Below are 16,891 nucleotides of genomic sequence, written 5' to 3' on the forward strand. Positions count from 1 at the left end.
CGTTACGCCCTCTCTTCAAAATAGCGTTTAGCGTTACCAAAGCAGATGTTTTCAATCATTGGGCCAAGCAGAGATAGATCATTCGGTACTTCGCCATTTTCTGCCCAACGGCCGACCATATCACACAGGATTCGGCGGAAATATTCGTGGCGTGTGTACGATAGGAAACTGCGCGAATCAGTCAGCATGCCGACAAATTGGCTGAGCAAACCAAGCTGCGAGAGCTGCTCCATTTGGCGTTGCATGCCGTCTTTCTGATCGTTGAACCACCAACCCGAGCCCAATTGCACTTTACCTGCAATACCCCCACCTTGGAAGTTGCCGATCATGGTCGCCATCATTTCGTTATCACGCGGATTCAAGCAGTACAAGATCGTGCGAGGCAACTCATTGGTTTGATCCATTTCATCCAGTAGGTGCGCCAGCTCAAAGGCAAACGGACGATCGCCAATCGAATCGAAACCCGCATCGGCTCCCAGCAATTGGAACATGCGTGTGTTGTTGTTGCGCTGCGCGCCAATGTGCAACTGCATCACCCAACCCAATTGCGCATAACGCTTGCCAAGCCAAACCTGAACCGCAGTGGAGAATTGTGCACATTCGATCTCAGAAAGCACTTCGCCTTTTAAACGGCGAGCTAACAATGCATCCAAATCCTGCTCGGTTGGAATTGGGGCGTAACGTACCATCTCAATCCCGTGATCGGCCGCGCGACAGCCGTGTGCATTGAAGTGCGCCAAGCGTTTATCTAAGGCATTGAGTAAATCGCTGAAACGGCGAATTTCAATATCCGCCACGGCACCGAGTTGGCTGAGATAATCAGCAAAGCCCGCAAACTCAATTTTGAACGCTTTGTCTGGACGCCAACTGGGCAGCACTTGCACATTGAAAGTGTCATCTTCGGCGATCGCTTTATGGTGCTCGAGTGAATCAATCGGATCATCCGTTGTTCCTGCCATCACCACATTCATATGCTGCATAATGCCACGAGCGCTGAACTCTGGTGTGGCCAGCAGTTCATTGCAGTGGTGCCAGATGTGATCGGCCGTTTTCGGGCTTAACAACGTATTCGTAATCCCAAATGGACGGCGCAGTTCGAGGTGCGTCCAGTGATACAGCGGATTGCCTAAGGTTTGCGGTACGGTTTTCGCCCACGCCATGTATTTGTCGTAATCGCTCGCATCGCCAGTGATCAAACGCTCTTCAATGCCTGCGGAACGCATGCCGCGCCATTTGTAGTGATCGCCGGCCAACCAAATTTGGCTTAAATTCTCGAACTGGCGATCTTGCGCTACCTCTGCCGGATTAAGGTGGCAGTGGTAGTCATAAATCGGTTGATGAGATGCATGCTCGTGGTACAAGCGGCGCGCCGTTTCATTGGAGAGTAAAAAATCTTCACACAAAAAATTCTTCATGGTTCTTTCCTTTTACAACGCTGCCACAGTGGCGCGTGCACCGTGATCCAGTAGAGCTTGATAAGCGCGGCTGACCGCTTCAATTACTTTGGCGTTTTGGCCTAATTCAGCAGGGAAAATCGCTTCGACACTGAGTAGGGCTGGTACCACTGAAACGTTTAAGCCATGTTCATCGCAAATTTGGCGCAGAGTTGCGGCCATCGGGTCGCGAACGTCAATGTCGTTGCCTTGTTCATCAACACCGGCTACGTAACGCATCCAACCAGCAATCGCGGTGGCTAACCATGAAAAATCAGAGCCTTGTGCGAGGTGGAAGCGTAAGCTGCCGCCCATGCGTTGTGGGATTTTCTGGCTGCCATCCATCGCAATCTGCCACGTTTTGTGTTTCAGGCTTGGGTTGGTGAAACGGTCGATCAGCAGCTTGGCGTAGCCTGCTAAATCGGTGCCTTCTGGCATAGTGAGGGATGGCGCTTGCGCTTTTATCATCATATCGAAAGCGGCTTTGCGGTAGCCTTCGTCTGTCATGGTGTCTGAAATGTGCGCGTAGCCGCCCAAGTAGCCCAAGTAAGCTAAGAATGAGTGGCTGCCGTTGAGCATGCGCAGTTTCATTTCTTCATAAGGCACAACATCGGCGACAAATTCTGCGCCAGCCACATTCCAATCTGGGCGACCAGCGACGAAGTGATCTTCAATTACCCATTGGCGGAAAGGTTCGCAAGCGATGCCACATGGGTCTTCACAGCCCAGCAGCTGTGCGATTTCGGTGAGTGTTTCTTCGGTCGCGGCAGGCACAATGCGATCCACCATGGTGCATGGGAAAGTCACATGCGTTTCAATCCAGTCGTGCAATTGTGGGTCAAGCAGTTGAGCAAATTCGAGAATCGCGGCTTTGGCGACATGGCCGTTCTCTTGCACGTTATCGCAAGACATCACAGTAAAAGGTTTCAAACCACGATCGCGGCGCAGTTTCAGCGCTTGAACAATGTAGCCCAGTGCCGATTTTGGCGCGCGTGGATTGGCTAGATCGGCAATCACCAACGGATTGTTTTTATCCAATGTGCCGGTGGCAGGATCGGCGCAGTAACCTTTTTCGGTAATCGTCATCGAAACAATCGCCACTTGCGGCTCGGCCATTTTTTCCAGTACCGCTTGAATACCATCCAAAGTGGGATGGAGAGATTCTGTGACGGAGCCGATCACTTTGACTTCTGTGGATTGCGCCCCTTTTTCCGCGACGGTGTAGAGGTGATCTTGCGCGCGCAGTGATTGAATTAAATCTTCACCACCAAACAGGTTGATCTCACAAATACCCCAATCAGAGCCTGTTTTGCTGAGCATTTCATGGGTGAATAGGGCTTGGTGAGCGCGGTGGAAAGCGCCAAAGCCAAGATGAACAATGCGGCTTTTGAGGGCTGAACGGTCGTAATCTGGCAGTGAAACAGCAGCATTTAGTGTGGAGTTTGCAATGGTTTTCATTTTATTTCCCTTCTCCCGCAGAGTGCTCTGCGGATGATTCATTGAAAGAGTTAGTAGCCAAGAACTAGGTTTGGTAAGAACAGGCTGAGTTCAGGAATAAAGGTCACCGCCATCAGCGCCAAGATCAGCGCCGCGTAGAAAGGCAGCAAAGGCTTAATCACTTTATCGATCGCCACATTAGCCACCGAACAGCCAATGAACAGCGCACTGCCGACTGGCGGAGTACAGATACCAATCGCCAAGTTGAAGGTCATCATGATGCCAAAGTGCACAGGGTCGATGCCCATATCGAGTGCGATAGGCAGGAAGATTGGCGTGAAGATCAGCACCGCTGGAGTCATATCCATGAAGATGCCGACAATCAACAGGATGATGTTGATGATAAGCAGAATCATCATTGGGTTATCGGAAATCGCAAGCAGAGCATCGGCGATCATGTAAGGAATATCCGCATTGGCCATCGCCCAAGACATACCCATAGACGCGCCAACCAACAGCAGCACGATGGACGTGGTTACCGCCGATTCAAGGATGATCTTGGGTAGATCGCGCCACTTCACTTCACGGTAAACCAATACCGCGAGCACAAAGGTGTACACCACCGCAATCGCAGACGCTTCCGTTGCGGTAAAAATCCCGCCGATAATGCCGCCCATGATCACTATGATTAGCGCGAGTGAAGGTGCCGCTTTGAGGAAGGTATCCCACACCATCGCGAGCGTTGGGCGCGCTGCCACTGGGTAGCCACGGCGTTTGGCGATAATGCCTGCCACGACCATGATGCTCAGCCCCATCAAAATACCCGGGATGTAGCCAGCTAAAAACAGCGCCGCGATCGAAGTACCACCAGAAACCAGCGAGAACACAATCAAGGTATTGCTGGGTGGAATTAACAAACCTGATGGACAAGAGGTGATGTTCACCGCGGCAGAGAAGTTTTCATCGTAACCATCTTTCTTTTGCAGCGGAGACATAGTGCCACCCACTGCGGCGGCAGAAGCGACCGCTGAACCTGAAATCGAACCAAACATCATGTTTGCCATCACGTTAACGTGGGCGAGTGAACCTGGCAGTCGGCCGCCTAAGACTTTGGCGAAGTTAATCAGGCGCAAAGCAATACCGCCTTGGTTCATGATGTTGCCCGCCAGAATAAAGAATGGGATGGCTAGCAGGGCGAAGTTATCTAAACCCGCCGCCATGCGCTGTGCAACCACCGCAATCGCGGGTTCAAGCGGTAAGCCCATCAAAATGGTGGCTAACGAGGATAAACCAATTGCAAATGAGACCGGTACACCAATTGCGAGTAAAACGGCGAAGCTACCAAACAGGGTAAGAATTAATTGCCATTCCATGATGGAACCCTCTATGAGTTAAGTGGTGAGTTGGTGAGTAGGGCTTCACCAAGGATGAGCTGCTTAACGCGCTCATAAGTGAAGATGGCGGAATAAAAAATCATTAGTGCTCCGCTGATCGGTAAGCAGAAATAGATGTAACCCATCTCTAAACCTAACGCGGGAGTCAATTGGCCAGTGGCTAAGGTTTTTAAAGCTAATTGGGTGCCGCCGTGAACCAAAACTACATAAGAGAAAAGGGCGATGGCGATTTGGATGACGATTTCATTAATCAGTTTGCGTTTCCCCGTCAGTTTCATGGTCAACAGATCAATCGCAAGATGGCGTTTTAGCCCCGTGGTATAGGCTGCACCAATCAAAGCGACCCACATAAACAGATAACGCGCGAGTTCATCCGTGACGGTACTTGGTTTACCAAGTACATAGCGAGACAGCACTTGCCAAACAACACAAAAGACAAGAAAGCTTGAAAGAGAAATGGTGAACGCCGCCAATCCTCTGTTTATGTATGTGACCAATTTATTCATTTTCATTTCCTTAAAGTAAACACGCGTATCTCATAACAATTGGTTTACCACTTTGGGTCGCGTGTTTGTGTGTGGTCTCAAAATGTGTAGGGTATTTTTGAGCGGATTATAAGTTAGTCGATTTGGTTGTCACGTGAGCGGCTTCACAAATGAATTGGTTAACCAATTTGAGGGTTATTAGTGTGATAGTGGTCAATCAATTTGATCTTTTGCTTTGACGATGACTTTTTTGAAGGTCAACATGCCCATCGAAACAACAATATTCGTTAGAGAAGAACAATTACCCTACACATTGGATAACCAATCCACGGAGACAAGAATCATGATGACGCGTAAGACTCTATTAAGTGCCCTTGTGGGTGCTGCAATGACCTTCGGCGCCACAGCTTCTGCTTATGCTGCGACCACATTAAAACTGAGCCATAACCATCCTCGTGACCATGCGGTGCATAAAGCGATGGATTACATGGCAAAAGAAGTGAATGAATTGACGGGCGGGGAAGTGCGTATTCGTATCTACCCTGATGCGCAGCTAGGCACACAGCGTGAGTCGATGGAGCTGATGCAAAACGGCGCGCTTGATATGGTGAAAAGCAATGCGGCTGAGTTAGAGGCTTTCTCACCGGCTTACTCTGCTTTCAACTTGCCTTACTTGTTCCGTGATAAAGAGCATTACTACAAAGTAACGGATGGCGAAGTTGGTCGTGAAATCCTCGATTCATCGGCAAGCAGCGGCTTTATTGGCGTGACCTATTACGATGCGGGTGCACGTAGCTTCTACACCAGCAAACCTATTAATACGCCAGCGGATCTGAAAGGGTTGAAAGTTCGTGTTCAGCCAAGCCCATCGGCTATCGCGATGGTGAAGGCTCTGGGTGGTAACCCAACGCCACTGGCTTACGGTGAGCTTTACACCGCGCTGCAACAAGGCGTAGTGGATGCCGCTGAAAACAACATTCCATCGTTTAGCTTGAGTCGACACAGCGAAGTTTCCAAATTCTTCAGCTTAGACGAACACACCATGGTTCCAGATGTACTGGTGATTTCGACTAAGACCTACGACAAGTTAACGCCAGAGCAGCAAAAAGCATTAATGAAAGCCGCAGCGGATTCTTCGGAATACATGAAGAAGCTTTGGGCAGAATCGGAAGCGAAAGAGCGCGCCAAAGCAGAAAAAATGGGCGTAACGTTTGTTGAACCTAACAAAGCGGCCTTCGTGGAAGCCGTTCAACCAATGTATCAAGAGATTGAAAAGAACAATCCTGAATTAAATCAATTGGTTGAACGTATTAAGGCCGTTCAGTAATTCATTAAAATCGTCGTAATTGTAAAATTAAAACAAGGTGTTACCACATACTGGTACATATAGGTTGACCAATTATTATTGGTCATTATGATGGCGTGAGTAGTTAGATGAAATACAGTGACAATATCATCATGATGCCTTTTGAACCGAAAAGACCGTATCAAGAGATTGGTTTAGTACTAAGAAAAGAGTTGATCAACGGCCACTATAAAGTGGGGGATAGACTTCCGCCTGAGCGCGATATTGCTGAACGTTTAGACATCAGCCGTACCGTAGTGCGTGAAGCCATCATCATGTTGGAACTGGAAAACTTAGTCGAAGTGAAAAAAGGCTCGGGTGTCTATGTCATTAATATTCCATCGAAAAATAACGCTCGTGAGAATGTGATCAGCGATGATGCTGGCCCGTTCGAAATGCTCCAAGCGCGACAGTTGCTCGAAAGCAATATTGCTGAATTTGCCGCAACACAAGTCACGCCGGGAGACATCGTGAAGATGCGTGCCGCACTCAAACTGGAACGTGATGAACTGGTGAGTGGCGCACAAGAGTGTCACGGTGATGAAAGGTTTCATATGTGCATTGCAGAGGCAACCCAAAACTCTGTGCTGGTGGACATGTTGAGACATTCATGGGAACGACGCGAAAAAAGCCCGATGTGGAAAAAACTGCATTCTCACATCAGCAGTCAAGACTACCGTGAAGAGTGGCTTGACGATCACGCCAAAATTCTTGCCGCTTTGCAGCGTAAAGATCCTATCGCGGCCAAAAGTGCCATGTGGCAACACCTTGAAAACGTAAAGCAGCGCCTGCTGGCGTTGTCCGACGTCGACGATCCTAACTTTGATGGTTACTTATTTAGCTCAAACCCAGTGGTTCTACTGGGTGCTGAAAAAAGATAACTAGCTTGCCAGCGTAAGCTGGCACTGATCAGCGCGGTTGTTTTTGCAACCGTATAATAAGAAGTCGTTACGCACTGAGCTTGAAATTTTCGAGCGGGATAAGTGCGTTTTAAAAAAGGTGAGTGTCATGGAACAAACTTGGCGTTGGTACGGCCCGAATGATCCCGTTTCTTTAGACGATATTCGTCAGGCGGGCGCAACGGGCATCGTGAATGCTTTGCATCACATCCCGAACGGGGAAGTGTGGTCAAAAGAAGAGATTTTAAAACGTAAAGCGATCATTGAAGCGAAAGGGCTGACTTGGTCTGTCGTGGAAAGTGTGCCTGTCCATGAAGAAATTAAAACTCAAACCGGCAACTACCAACAGTGGATCGAAAACTACAAACAAACCCTGCGTAATTTAGCGGAATGCGGTATTGATACGGTTTGCTATAACTTTATGCCAGTGCTGGATTGGACGCGTACCGATCTGGAATTTGAAATGCCCGATGGTTCAAAAGCGCTGCGTTTTGACCAAATCGCGTTTGCTGCGTTTGAGCTGCATATTCTCAAACGCCCAGGTGCGGCAGCGGATTATACCGAAGCAGAACAAGCGCAAGCCTTGGAATACTTCAACAACATGAGTGAAGCGCAGATTCAGCAGCTCACCAACAACATTATTGCGGGTTTACCGGGAGCGGAAGAAGGTTACACCTTAGAAGAGTTCCAAGCCCAGCTTGATCGTTATGCCGGCATTAACAAAGATAAGTTGCGTGAGCACATGGCGTATTTCCTCTCACAACTAATGTCGATTTGTGAATCTTATGGTTTGAAACTGGCGGTACATCCTGATGATCCACCGCGCCCGATCCTTGGCCTGCCACGTATTGTCTCAACGATTGAAGACATTGATTGGCTGACCGAAAACGTGCCAAGCAAAATGAACGGCTTAACCATGTGTACCGGTTCGTACGGTGTGCGCGGAGATAACGATCTGGTCAAGATGATCAAAAAGCACGGCGAGCGTATCTACTTTACGCATTTACGTTCAACCAAACGTGAAGAGAGCAATCCGATGACATTCCATGAGGCGGCTCACCTTGATGGCGATGTGGATATGTACAACGTAGTGATGGCGATTCTGGATGAAGAACACCGCCGCGCCGAAGTAGGCGATCATCGTTTGATCCCGATGCGTCCTGATCACGGCCATCAAATGCTGGATGACCTGAAGAAAAAGACCAATCCGGGTTATTCGGCAATCGGCCGCTTGAAAGGGTTAGCCGAAGTGCGTGGCCTTGAAATGGCCCTCAAGCGCGCTTTCTTTACTAAAATCTAATCTTGCGCGAGTAACATAAAGCGCAACCCCATAAACGCGGAGCTTCGGCTCTGCGTTTTTCGTTTTAACGTTTGGTCATATGCTTGAGCGGAAAAGAGTGACACTTCCCAAATAGGCTTGTGGTAAAGTCCACGCTTGCGATAATTCGCCCCAAATTGTTTTTTGAATATTCAGGTACCCAACCCATGTCATTTTCTTCTCTCGCGTTAAGCGCTGATGTAATCCAAGCTCTGCCTAAAGAGATCACCCAGCCCACAACCATTCAAACTTTGGTGATCCCTGCAATGTTAACGGGCAAAGATGTGTTGGCGTTGGCGAATACGGGAAGTGGAAAAACCTTGGCTTACGGTCTGCCTCTGCTTGAACGTTTAAAAACTAGCCTGAGCAGCAAGCCTTAGTGTTAGTACCCACGCGTGAATTAGCAATGCAGGTGAGCGAAGTGCTCACTCACGTTGGTACGCCGTTAGGGCTGAACACGCTCTGCTTGTGCGGTGGGGTTGATAAGACTGAGCAGCAAAATGCGCTGGCTGAGAACCCGAATATTCTGGTGGCAACGACGGGACGTTTGTTCGATTTAACTCAAAGTGGATTGAGCTTGAACCGCGTAACGACGCTGGTGTTAGACGAAGCCGATCGTCTGCTCGACATGGGCTTTTGGCCGCAAGTGCAAGCGCTAGCAAGCCAAACCGCCAGTGTGCGCCAAACCGTGATGTGTTCTGCGACCTTCTCTGATGATTTGAAACTTAAAGCGCAGCAATTGATGCATGCGCCAACCCAAGTTTCCGCCAATCCTGAAAACAGCATCAACCAAGCAGTGCAAGAAACGCTGTATTTGGTGAACAAAGGCAGTAAAACACAAGCCTTGGTGGCCCTTTTAAAGCAGCACCAATGGCCGCAAGTGCTGGTATTTATCGGCGCAAAAGAGAATGCTGATGGCATTGACCAAAAAACTCAATAAAGCTGGAGTTGTAGCCATTGCGCTGCATGGTGATAAAAACCAAGCGCAGCGTGAAACCGCACTGGCAGAGTTTAAAAACGGCACAACCCAAGTGTTGATTGCCACCGATCTGCTCGCACGCGGCATTCATATTGAGCAGCTTCCCGTTGTGATCAACTTTGAGTTGCCGATGCATGCGGAAACGTACGTACACCGTGTAGGCCGCACCGCCAGAGCGGGGCAGCAAGGCATTGCGCTCTCGTTAGTGTGTCACGGAGAAATGGATGCACTGAATGCCATTCGTACCCTAACCCAACGTGAATTACCTGTGCAGAATCTGGAAGGTTTCCCAGTGACCGATCAGCCATCAACAGGTGAAAGCAAACGTGCTCCGCGTGATAAACAAGCTAATCGCCGCACGCAAAATAAAAAGAGCGTTAAGCAGTTTCAAGGTAAGTCGAAACCATCCGTGCCTCGAGCTAAGTAAGCCATTTGTGGCCGGAACCATAAGATGACATTTGGGGTAACTACACCACGTTAAGCTTGTGAATAGCCGAAAACAAAAAAGCACTGGACTCACTCAGTGCTTTTTTATTACTCGCGATTACAGGCGAGAATCATCTACATCGATAAACTTCTCCGCGGGTTGTGCTTGGCACCAGTCCCATGCTTTTTTCGAGATGTCGTACATGCCTTTGGCGGTATGCGCAAATTCCCAATCATTTAAGCTAATTTCGACGATTTTCTCATCTATCTTATCGAGGAAAGTGCCACTCGAAGCATGGTAGTGTTCACGTAGCGCTTGCTGATTTTGCTCATCGGTAATGCCGTACGCTTCAGGCTGATGTTTTACCGCTCCAATGCTTTCTGCTGATAGGGTCACATCATTGACCATTTGGGAACAAATCATCCATTGTGCTTCTTTCGCCATTGCTTGTTCTGGAGGAAGGTGGTCAAAACTGGGTTTCATTCCTCGCCAAGGTTCATCAAGGCCGAGCGGCATATTGTGTTCTGGGTGGTCTTTCAGCGGAGCGAGCTTTTTGTTCATCTTACGCACTTCGTTTGTCGCTAACTCCCACTCACGTTTGGTTCGCTCAGCTTCTGCTTGCTCCAGCGGTTCCATTTCTCGATAGAGATCTTGCAGTTGCTGCTCGAGCGCTTCGATTTTATTCCAATGGGCGTCTGAATTGTCATTGCGGCTTTGCAGTTCATCGAGCTCAGCCCTTAACTTCTCTTCTTTCTCTTGTAGCGCGTAATACTGCTCTTCGTCATCGTCGCCGTATTGATCCATGCAGGCTTCTAAGCGTGCATCTGTCACCCCGAGCACAGACTTAAATCCATTGCTGTAACAGATCTCATATTGACTCTCATCACCTTTCATACATTTCTCAAGTAGGCTACGGATGCCTTTAATGATGGTGTCTTCTGGCTTGCCACTGCAGGCGGCCATATCGGTAAAAGCCCCTTCATCTTTCATCCAAGCGATCTGAGTATTGATGCTCAGTTCGATCTGTTTATCTGTCATTTTTATCGCATGAGTTGGGATAGCCAGAGTCAGCGTTGAAACCGCCAACAGCGTGCGCGAAAGCATAGAAAATTGCATGTTATACCTCGATAGGTAACGTAATGTTCTTATTAAGCCACACCGAAACCACAGAAATTCTGACCGCTTAGTAAACGATGTAACGCATTTATTTTGTGGTAGATAATGACGTTATTGAACGAAACATCAACAGCGAAAGCATAGAGAAAGCAGTAAGATCACAGATATGAGATTGATGGAAAGAATGGGATGGCATCAACCATCCCTTCTGCTTTATTGAGGATTAACGAAACTGCGGCATATAATCGAGGTTTGCTTCAATCGTCTCTTCCAAGGCTTTTTCTAGAACCGTACCAGTTGTGGACAATGGATTGAGAATCAAGGCTCGGTGTGCTGCATTTCGGTTACCAGTCACCGCAGCGTCTACGGTAAGTGATTCAAATTCTTTCATTAATTGAATTAAACGCAGAGTATCTGACGGAAACGGTGCAACATTTAATGCCACAGGCCCTGATCGTGTGATCATGCAACTCACTTCAACCGTGCAGTCGTCTGGCAAGCCAGCAATCGTGCCATTGTTGCGCGTGTTCACGTGCATGATGGTACGCTTATCGTTGTAAATGGAGCTCATTAGTTCACATGCTGCTTCCGAGTTGCGTAGCGAACTTTATATCGGAGTTGCTCCGACGTTTGCTCAGAGTTGGCTATTACCACGTATGGTTGAGTTCCAGCGTTTGTATCCTTCTCTCAATGTTAAGCTGCGAGTGAAAGCCAGCCGATTAGATTTCCAGCATGAACCAGTGGATATCGCGATTTACTACAGTGATAGCGAGCATCCGAGCTTTTATCACCAAAGACTGTTTGATGAAGTGTTAGTCCCTGTTTGTAACCCAGAATACTACGATATACATTTCTCTGAGAATGGTGACTCTGTTAGCCAATTTGCTTCGATGACGTTTATTCATTGCACTGAATCTCTCGAAGCAAGTGAACCCAATCATGAATGGAAAATTTGGCTTGAAAGCCAGAATAATATCGAACTTAAATCACTTGATGTGATGGAAAGAACTTACCTGTTTAATCACTCAGACATGGCGATGATCGCCGCCCAAAATAGTATGGGGGTTGCAATGGCACGAGAGTCATTAGTGCAAACCAGTTTAGCCAATGGTGAACTGGTTGCGCCTTTTGAACGTGTAAGCGCAGGGCGAGGATACGACTTAATTTGTTTGAATGGTCAGCAACATAGGCCGAAAAATGCTGCGTTTATCGAGTGGTTAAGCACCCAACTACACCATTAACCTTGAGCTTCGAGCGAACTGTAATCATTGATATGGGCTGACCTTCAATCACGCAAACTTGGGTGCGTGGGTGAGGGTAGCGCGTGACGTTTCCATCATGGCTTGTTCGGCATCACTGGAACTATTCCAGTTTTATCTTTTTATTCTGAATTTATCTGTATTTTATTCATTTCTAACGATTACTTAGCATGTCAATCACTAAAACAACGACACAACGCTAGGTAATTCAATGTCCCCATCTAATCTTGCCTCTGTACTCAAGTACCGGCAGTCAGAAAATATCATCATCACCAGTGAGCTCGAAAAATGGCACTTGGATGGTTTATTCGATCGAACCATTGATGCGGTTCGCGTGCCCGGATATTTCTCGCAACAGGCCGCGCACGACATCGCTAACAAAATTAAGCGCAGCGCATTCTTTGGTAATTACGTTAACGCGCCGAAAATTGGTCGCATAGGTCAGGCGTTTTTCGAATGTCAGAATGATGAGGTTTCTTTGAGCCGTTATCGTGAATTCGCAAACATCTGGATTAAAGAAATGCGCAAGGAAGTGAGTCCATTTCTTTCTCCAATTGACCGTTTGCGGTTAGAACTCAGTGAAGTGTGGCCTTCATACTGCAACCTTGCCGAAATTGGTGGTCATAAGCTTTTTGCTGGATTAGTTAGAGAGTTCAAAGCGGGTTCTTATGCTGAGCCACACAATGATGTGCTGAGCTGGGACTTGGTGAGTGGAATGCATTCCGGTATTACCAACCAGCTTGCCGCCAATGTGTATTTGGAAACTTCGGAGCAAGGTGGCGAATTACGCTTATGGCACGAATGGCCAGAGTCTAAAGAAGCCTACAACGCGATACGTATTGAAGGTAGCTATGGTGTTAAAGCTGAACAGTTGAACGGCGGCTATTTAGAAATCACTCCAGAAGTGGGTGAGCTTATTCTATTTAACCCAACTCGTATTCATTCCGTTGAGAAAATTCAACAAGGCTCCAGATTGACGTGGTCATGCTTCATTGGTTTGGAAGATCACAACAAAGCACTGCAAGTTTGGAGTTAATTCTATGACGATACCTAAGTACCTTTTGGATACCTATCAAGCGGAAAGTACCGCAACGATCACTCAGGTGGTGGAAATGGATGACACGGTTGCTGTGTACTGCGACAGCTCTATTTTTTACCCTCAAGGTGGTGGACAGCCGTGTGATCTTGGCAGCCTTGAAATTAACGGTGTCGCTTACCGAGTTCATCATACGGAAATGACAGAAGAGGGTATTGCCCATGTGTTGGAATCCCATCCTTCACTGCTCGTGAGTCATGGGATGCAGTGTGTGCAGCGTATCGACATGAAGCGTCGCCTGATCAATGCCAAATCACACACTGCAGGGCATTTAATTTCTCACATCATTGAGGAGATGGATAACAACCTATCACCCGCGAAAGGGCATCATTACCCCGGTGATTCCTATATTGAGCTGATTGAGAGTGAGAGAACTAACGATAATTTCTCGGTAGAGCTGATTAACGAGCAGATTAATTTACTGGTTAACCGAGCGCCAAGAGCCATTCAATCTATAGAGCTGGATTTGGCGGAAGTGCAATCACTGCGGCCTTTACTGTGTAAATTCATTCCACAAAGCACCCAAATTCGCATGATCGCTATCGATGGGTTTACTCCCGTACCTTGTGGTGGTACGCACGTTGTGAGTACCACTGAGCTAAATGGTCTTCAAGTGACCCGCATAAAACGTAAGAAAGATCGCATTAAAGTTAGTTATTCAATTCACGGAGGTTAATGATGGATTTCGCTACTGCTCTGTTTTCTATCCTGACCATCCATCTAATGGCTTCTATTTCACCCGGCCCAGACTTCGTTGTGGTGTCTCAAAAAACCCTGCTTCAGGCCGAAAAGCCGGAATTCTTTGCGGGGTGGGAGTTTGTGTGGGGTTGCTATTTCACATGGGTTATTCCATCGCGGGATTAACGGCGGTGCTTGAGCGTTCGGCGTGGTTGACCCAAGGCATTGGTATTTTTGGGGGGAGTTATCTGGTTTTTCTTGGATATAAATCCATCAAAGGGTCATTCTCTGGCGAAATAGCACCATCAGGTGAACAAGGAAGCGACACCGCTGCAAAATCTGCGTTTTGGAGCGGATTGATCGTGAATATTTTCAATCCCAAGGCGGCGATCTATTTCATCTCTCTTTTCTCCATCATTATTTCTCCATCAATGAGCATTGAGAAATTGTTATTAGTCATTGTCTCGATTATTGCAGTGCAAATGGCGTGGTATTTGGCCTTTATTTTCATTGTTACCATTCCAAGTGTTCGGGTGAAGTTTGATAGTAAGGTCTATCTTATCGACCGCGTTCTAGGAGCATTCATGCTCATGATGGGGCTGTATATGATTGCCACTTATTCCATTGGTTAGTCGCAGATGTTTAAGCGCCTAAGAAACAGCGTTACACGTTGAGCGTAACATTCACCCTATCCACGGAATGGAAAACCATGACGAAAATTAAAAATATCGCCATTATCGGCGCGGGGCCTAGCGGGCTGTCTGCGTATCTACAACTGGTAAAAGAGCAACACACAGAACTTTCATCGATTACGCTTTTCGACCCTCAAGGGGTTGGAAAAAGTTTCAGTTTTCATACGGATTTGGCCTCGTCTTTAACCAACACCAGTGTCGGCGTTACCTCTTTGTACGCTGATGACAAACTGGATTATTTCAAATGGCTTCGGGATAAGAAGCCAGAACTTAACGTCACTTGTTCTGATTTCATCAGCCGATTTTATTTCAGTGAATACTGCCTAGATCGCTTTCAACAATCGAAAGACTACGCGGCGTCATTTGGATGCTCTACGTTGGTGGAACGCTCGGAAGTGAAAGCGCTAGCGTATAAAAATGAGAGGATGATAGTCACGAATCAATACGACATCGACTTTGTATTTGATGCCGTGATCCTTGCAACAGGTATTCGCACGTCTATCCCAAATGAGATTGAACAAGAGTGTGAAAACTTCATTGCAACGCCTTACCCAGAGCGCCATTTTCTATCACGTGTGAATAATCACAGTAACGTCTTGATCCTTGGTTCAAAGCTGTCGGCCATTGATGTCGCGGTTGCTATTCACAATCACTATCCCGATGCGAACATGACGATGGTATCGCGCTCCGGTGAATTGCCTTCGGTGCGGGACTCATTACTGATTAAAAAACCTAGCCTTTTAGATTTAAATATTCTGAGTCGTTTGAGTGCCCCCTCTTATTATCGAGAAGCGAACGTTGTTGAAAAGCTTGGGCGAGATATTGCTAACTGCAAATCAAATCAGAATGATTGGGAAGACATTGTGGGTCAGTTTATTGAGGAGTTTAATGAGCAGATCCCTTTGATGCCCACGACACGTCAGCTCGAACTTTCTACACAGTTTCACTATTTCATCAAGCACTATGTATCTTCTTTCCCTCTTAAAAATGCCGAGATTGTACTCAAAGCCACAACATCGGGCAGGCTCCACATTATCCAGAAGAATTTGGCTGAATATCTTTGCATTCAAGACAATAAAGTGTGTGGGAACAACGTAGGTGTTATTGAACCCTACGACTTGGTGATTAATGCATCAGGCATCTCTCATAAGCCATTGAACGATGAATTAATTGGAGCCCTTTCTGCATTCTCAGTACGCCGAAATAAATCGGGTGGGCTTAGCTTGATGCCAGCACAATGAAAGTTCGTTCCGACAATAATGTGGTTCCGCTGTACGTGATTGGTGGACCCGCAACCGGAGAAGTTCCCATCATCAATTACGTGCGCTCTTCCGTTATTCAAGCGGAAAAAATTGTTTCTCATATCGCGATGTCTGATCGCCAAACGAAAATGGGGTTGTTGAGTCATTATGCTTAAATATAAAGAAATCATTGCGTTCTGCATTTTCTTTTCACTGTCTTTTGTCTTTATGTCAAAAGTGGTGAAAAGTGTGGACCCCATTGTGTCGACCTTTATTACCTACGGGTTAGCTGCCGTGTTCTTTTTTATTATCAATGTGCAAAGCCGCCAGGTGATATGGGGGGTTCTGGTTAGCCAAAAGAAGTTGGTTTTAAAAATCAATTTGTCGACATTAATCAATACGGTATTGGCGTTTTATGTCGTGCTTTACATTAGCCCAATCGCCTACATCATGGTGTTTTTCTCAGGGCTGTCGTTTTTCAATATGCTTCATAACCGAAAAGCGATAAGCCACCTTGAGATCTCCGTGAATATCGTAGCGATGGTGCTTGCGATTGCTGTGTCGTTTTTGATTTCAGATGCGGCCCCTCAAGACACCGTGGTTGGCTTGGGGTTAACACTCATTTCAACGCTTTTTGGTGCTTTTTACATGAGAGAAAGTGCGAATTTACACAAAGAAACAGGAATCTCTGCCTCGCAAATCCTCTCAGTCCGATTCTTTTTTGTCATCATTTTATGTGGCCTTTACAGCTTGTTTGTTATTGGTCAGCAAGGTCTAGCCTTCAACGACTTGGCATTACTGTGTTTAATTGCGGTGACAGGCAGCATTGTGCCTTTGTTCTTGATGCAAAAATCGATTAAGAAACTTGGTGCCAAAGTGACAGCACAATTTACCCCGTTGACGCCCATTCTTTGCCTGCTGTTTATGAGCTTGGTAGAAAACCAACGCTTCTCTGTTTTAGAAATTGGCTTAACTCTCCTGATTGCGTTGACAATGCTTTATCAGGCCACTCTGAAAACCGCATAATTTCAAGGATGAAATAAAATGACCAAAGCTATGATATTTCTCTCAACGAGGCAGTTAACTCAGGTT

Annotated in this window: 14 protein-coding genes and 3 pseudogenes; 11 read left to right on the forward strand and 6 right to left on the reverse strand. The window is 47.0% G+C overall.

Annotation, left to right across the window (positions count from 1 at the left end):
- Positions 1 to 2 precede the first annotated feature (2 nt).
- Genes uxaC through D908_RS11770 form a run of 4 tightly spaced genes read right to left on the reverse strand, consistent with a single transcriptional unit; the run spans position 3 to position 4,770 of the window.
- Positions 3 to 1,415: a glucuronate isomerase gene (gene uxaC, locus D908_RS11785; protein ID WP_005523959.1), complete on the reverse strand. Its 1,413-nt coding sequence runs from the start codon at positions 1,413 to 1,415 to the stop codon at positions 3 to 5.
- A gap of 12 nt (positions 1,416 to 1,427) precedes the next feature.
- The gene (locus tag D908_RS11780; protein WP_005523960.1) at positions 1,428 to 2,891 is read right to left on the reverse strand and encodes a fructuronate reductase; all 1,464 of its coding nucleotides are present in this window, start codon (positions 2,889 to 2,891) and stop codon (positions 1,428 to 1,430) included.
- Between the two features lie 50 nt (positions 2,892 to 2,941).
- The gene (locus D908_RS11775) at positions 2,942 to 4,243 is read right to left on the reverse strand and encodes a TRAP transporter large permease (RefSeq protein ID WP_005523961.1); all 1,302 of its coding nucleotides are present in this window, start codon (positions 4,241 to 4,243) and stop codon (positions 2,942 to 2,944) included.
- An 11-nt stretch (positions 4,244 to 4,254) separates the two neighbouring features.
- Positions 4,255 to 4,770, reverse strand: coding sequence for a TRAP transporter small permease (locus D908_RS11770; RefSeq protein ID WP_001038354.1), 516 nt, complete (start codon positions 4,768 to 4,770; stop codon positions 4,255 to 4,257).
- Positions 4,771 to 5,092: 322 nt separating this feature from the next.
- On the opposite strand from D908_RS11770, the gene D908_RS11765 reads away from it, so the two are divergent.
- The 4 genes and pseudogenes from D908_RS11765 to D908_RS0119195 all read left to right on the forward strand — a co-directional run bounded on the left by D908_RS11765 (position 5,093) and on the right by D908_RS0119195 (position 9,717).
- Positions 5,093 to 6,076, forward strand: coding sequence for a TRAP transporter substrate-binding protein (locus D908_RS11765; RefSeq protein ID WP_000989017.1), 984 nt, complete (start codon positions 5,093 to 5,095; stop codon positions 6,074 to 6,076).
- Positions 6,077 to 6,183: 107 nt separating this feature from the next.
- Positions 6,184 to 6,975, forward strand: a complete 792-nt coding sequence (locus D908_RS11760; RefSeq protein ID WP_000877539.1) for an FCD domain-containing protein — start codon at positions 6,184 to 6,186, stop codon at positions 6,973 to 6,975.
- Positions 6,976 to 7,102: 127 nt separating this feature from the next.
- On the forward strand, positions 7,103 to 8,293 hold the full coding sequence (gene uxuA, locus D908_RS11755; RefSeq protein ID WP_005523962.1) for a mannonate dehydratase: 1,191 nt from the start codon (positions 7,103 to 7,105) through the stop codon (positions 8,291 to 8,293).
- Between the two features lie 185 nt (positions 8,294 to 8,478).
- Positions 8,479 to 9,717, forward strand: a pseudogene (locus D908_RS0119195) (DEAD/DEAH box helicase).
- A gap of 117 nt (positions 9,718 to 9,834) precedes the next feature.
- Here the strand turns inward: D908_RS0119195 and D908_RS11750 are convergent.
- On the reverse strand, positions 9,835 to 10,833 hold the full coding sequence (locus tag D908_RS11750) for an AAA family ATPase (protein ID WP_005523963.1): 999 nt from the start codon (positions 10,831 to 10,833) through the stop codon (positions 9,835 to 9,837).
- A 223-nt stretch (positions 10,834 to 11,056) separates the two neighbouring features.
- Positions 11,057 to 11,425: pseudogene (locus tag D908_RS11745) on the reverse strand (family 4 glycosyl hydrolase); the annotation flags it as partial.
- Between D908_RS11745 and D908_RS11740 the strand changes: the two are divergent.
- The 7 genes and pseudogenes from D908_RS11740 to D908_RS11720 form a co-directional block, all read left to right on the forward strand.
- A pseudogene (locus D908_RS11740) lies at positions 11,421 to 12,074 on the forward strand (LysR substrate-binding domain-containing protein); the annotation flags it as partial. The pseudogenes D908_RS11745 and D908_RS11740 overlap by 5 nt on opposite strands.
- Positions 12,075 to 12,303: 229 nt before the next feature.
- The gene (locus D908_RS11735) at positions 12,304 to 13,128 is read left to right on the forward strand and encodes a 2OG-Fe(II) oxygenase (RefSeq protein WP_005523966.1); all 825 of its coding nucleotides are present in this window, start codon (positions 12,304 to 12,306) and stop codon (positions 13,126 to 13,128) included.
- A 4-nt stretch (positions 13,129 to 13,132) separates the two neighbouring features.
- Positions 13,133 to 13,864, forward strand: coding sequence for an alanyl-tRNA editing protein (locus D908_RS11730; protein ID WP_005523969.1), 732 nt, complete (start codon positions 13,133 to 13,135; stop codon positions 13,862 to 13,864).
- 145 nt (positions 13,865 to 14,009) lie between these two features.
- On the forward strand, positions 14,010 to 14,498 hold the full coding sequence (locus tag D908_RS0119200) for a LysE family translocator (RefSeq protein WP_235047347.1): 489 nt from the start codon (positions 14,010 to 14,012) through the stop codon (positions 14,496 to 14,498).
- A gap of 77 nt (positions 14,499 to 14,575) precedes the next feature.
- Positions 14,576 to 15,799 carry an FAD/NAD(P)-binding protein gene (locus tag D908_RS11725; protein WP_005523974.1) on the forward strand — a complete coding sequence of 408 codons (1,224 nt, stop codon included), beginning with the start codon at positions 14,576 to 14,578 and terminating at the stop codon, positions 15,797 to 15,799.
- Positions 15,796 to 15,975: a hypothetical protein gene (locus D908_RS22510; RefSeq protein ID WP_032467572.1), complete on the forward strand. Its 180-nt coding sequence runs from the start codon at positions 15,796 to 15,798 to the stop codon at positions 15,973 to 15,975. Before D908_RS11725 ends, D908_RS22510 begins: the two co-directional genes overlap by 4 nt.
- Positions 15,968 to 16,825, forward strand: a complete 858-nt coding sequence (locus tag D908_RS11720) for a DMT family transporter (RefSeq protein ID WP_000922390.1) — start codon at positions 15,968 to 15,970, stop codon at positions 16,823 to 16,825. Before D908_RS22510 ends, D908_RS11720 begins: the two co-directional genes overlap by 8 nt.
- Positions 16,826 to 16,891 lie beyond the last annotated feature (66 nt).

This window comes from Vibrio mimicus CAIM 602, assembly GCF_000338875.1.
GTDB classification, from domain to species: domain Bacteria; phylum Pseudomonadota; class Gammaproteobacteria; order Enterobacterales; family Vibrionaceae; genus Vibrio; species Vibrio mimicus.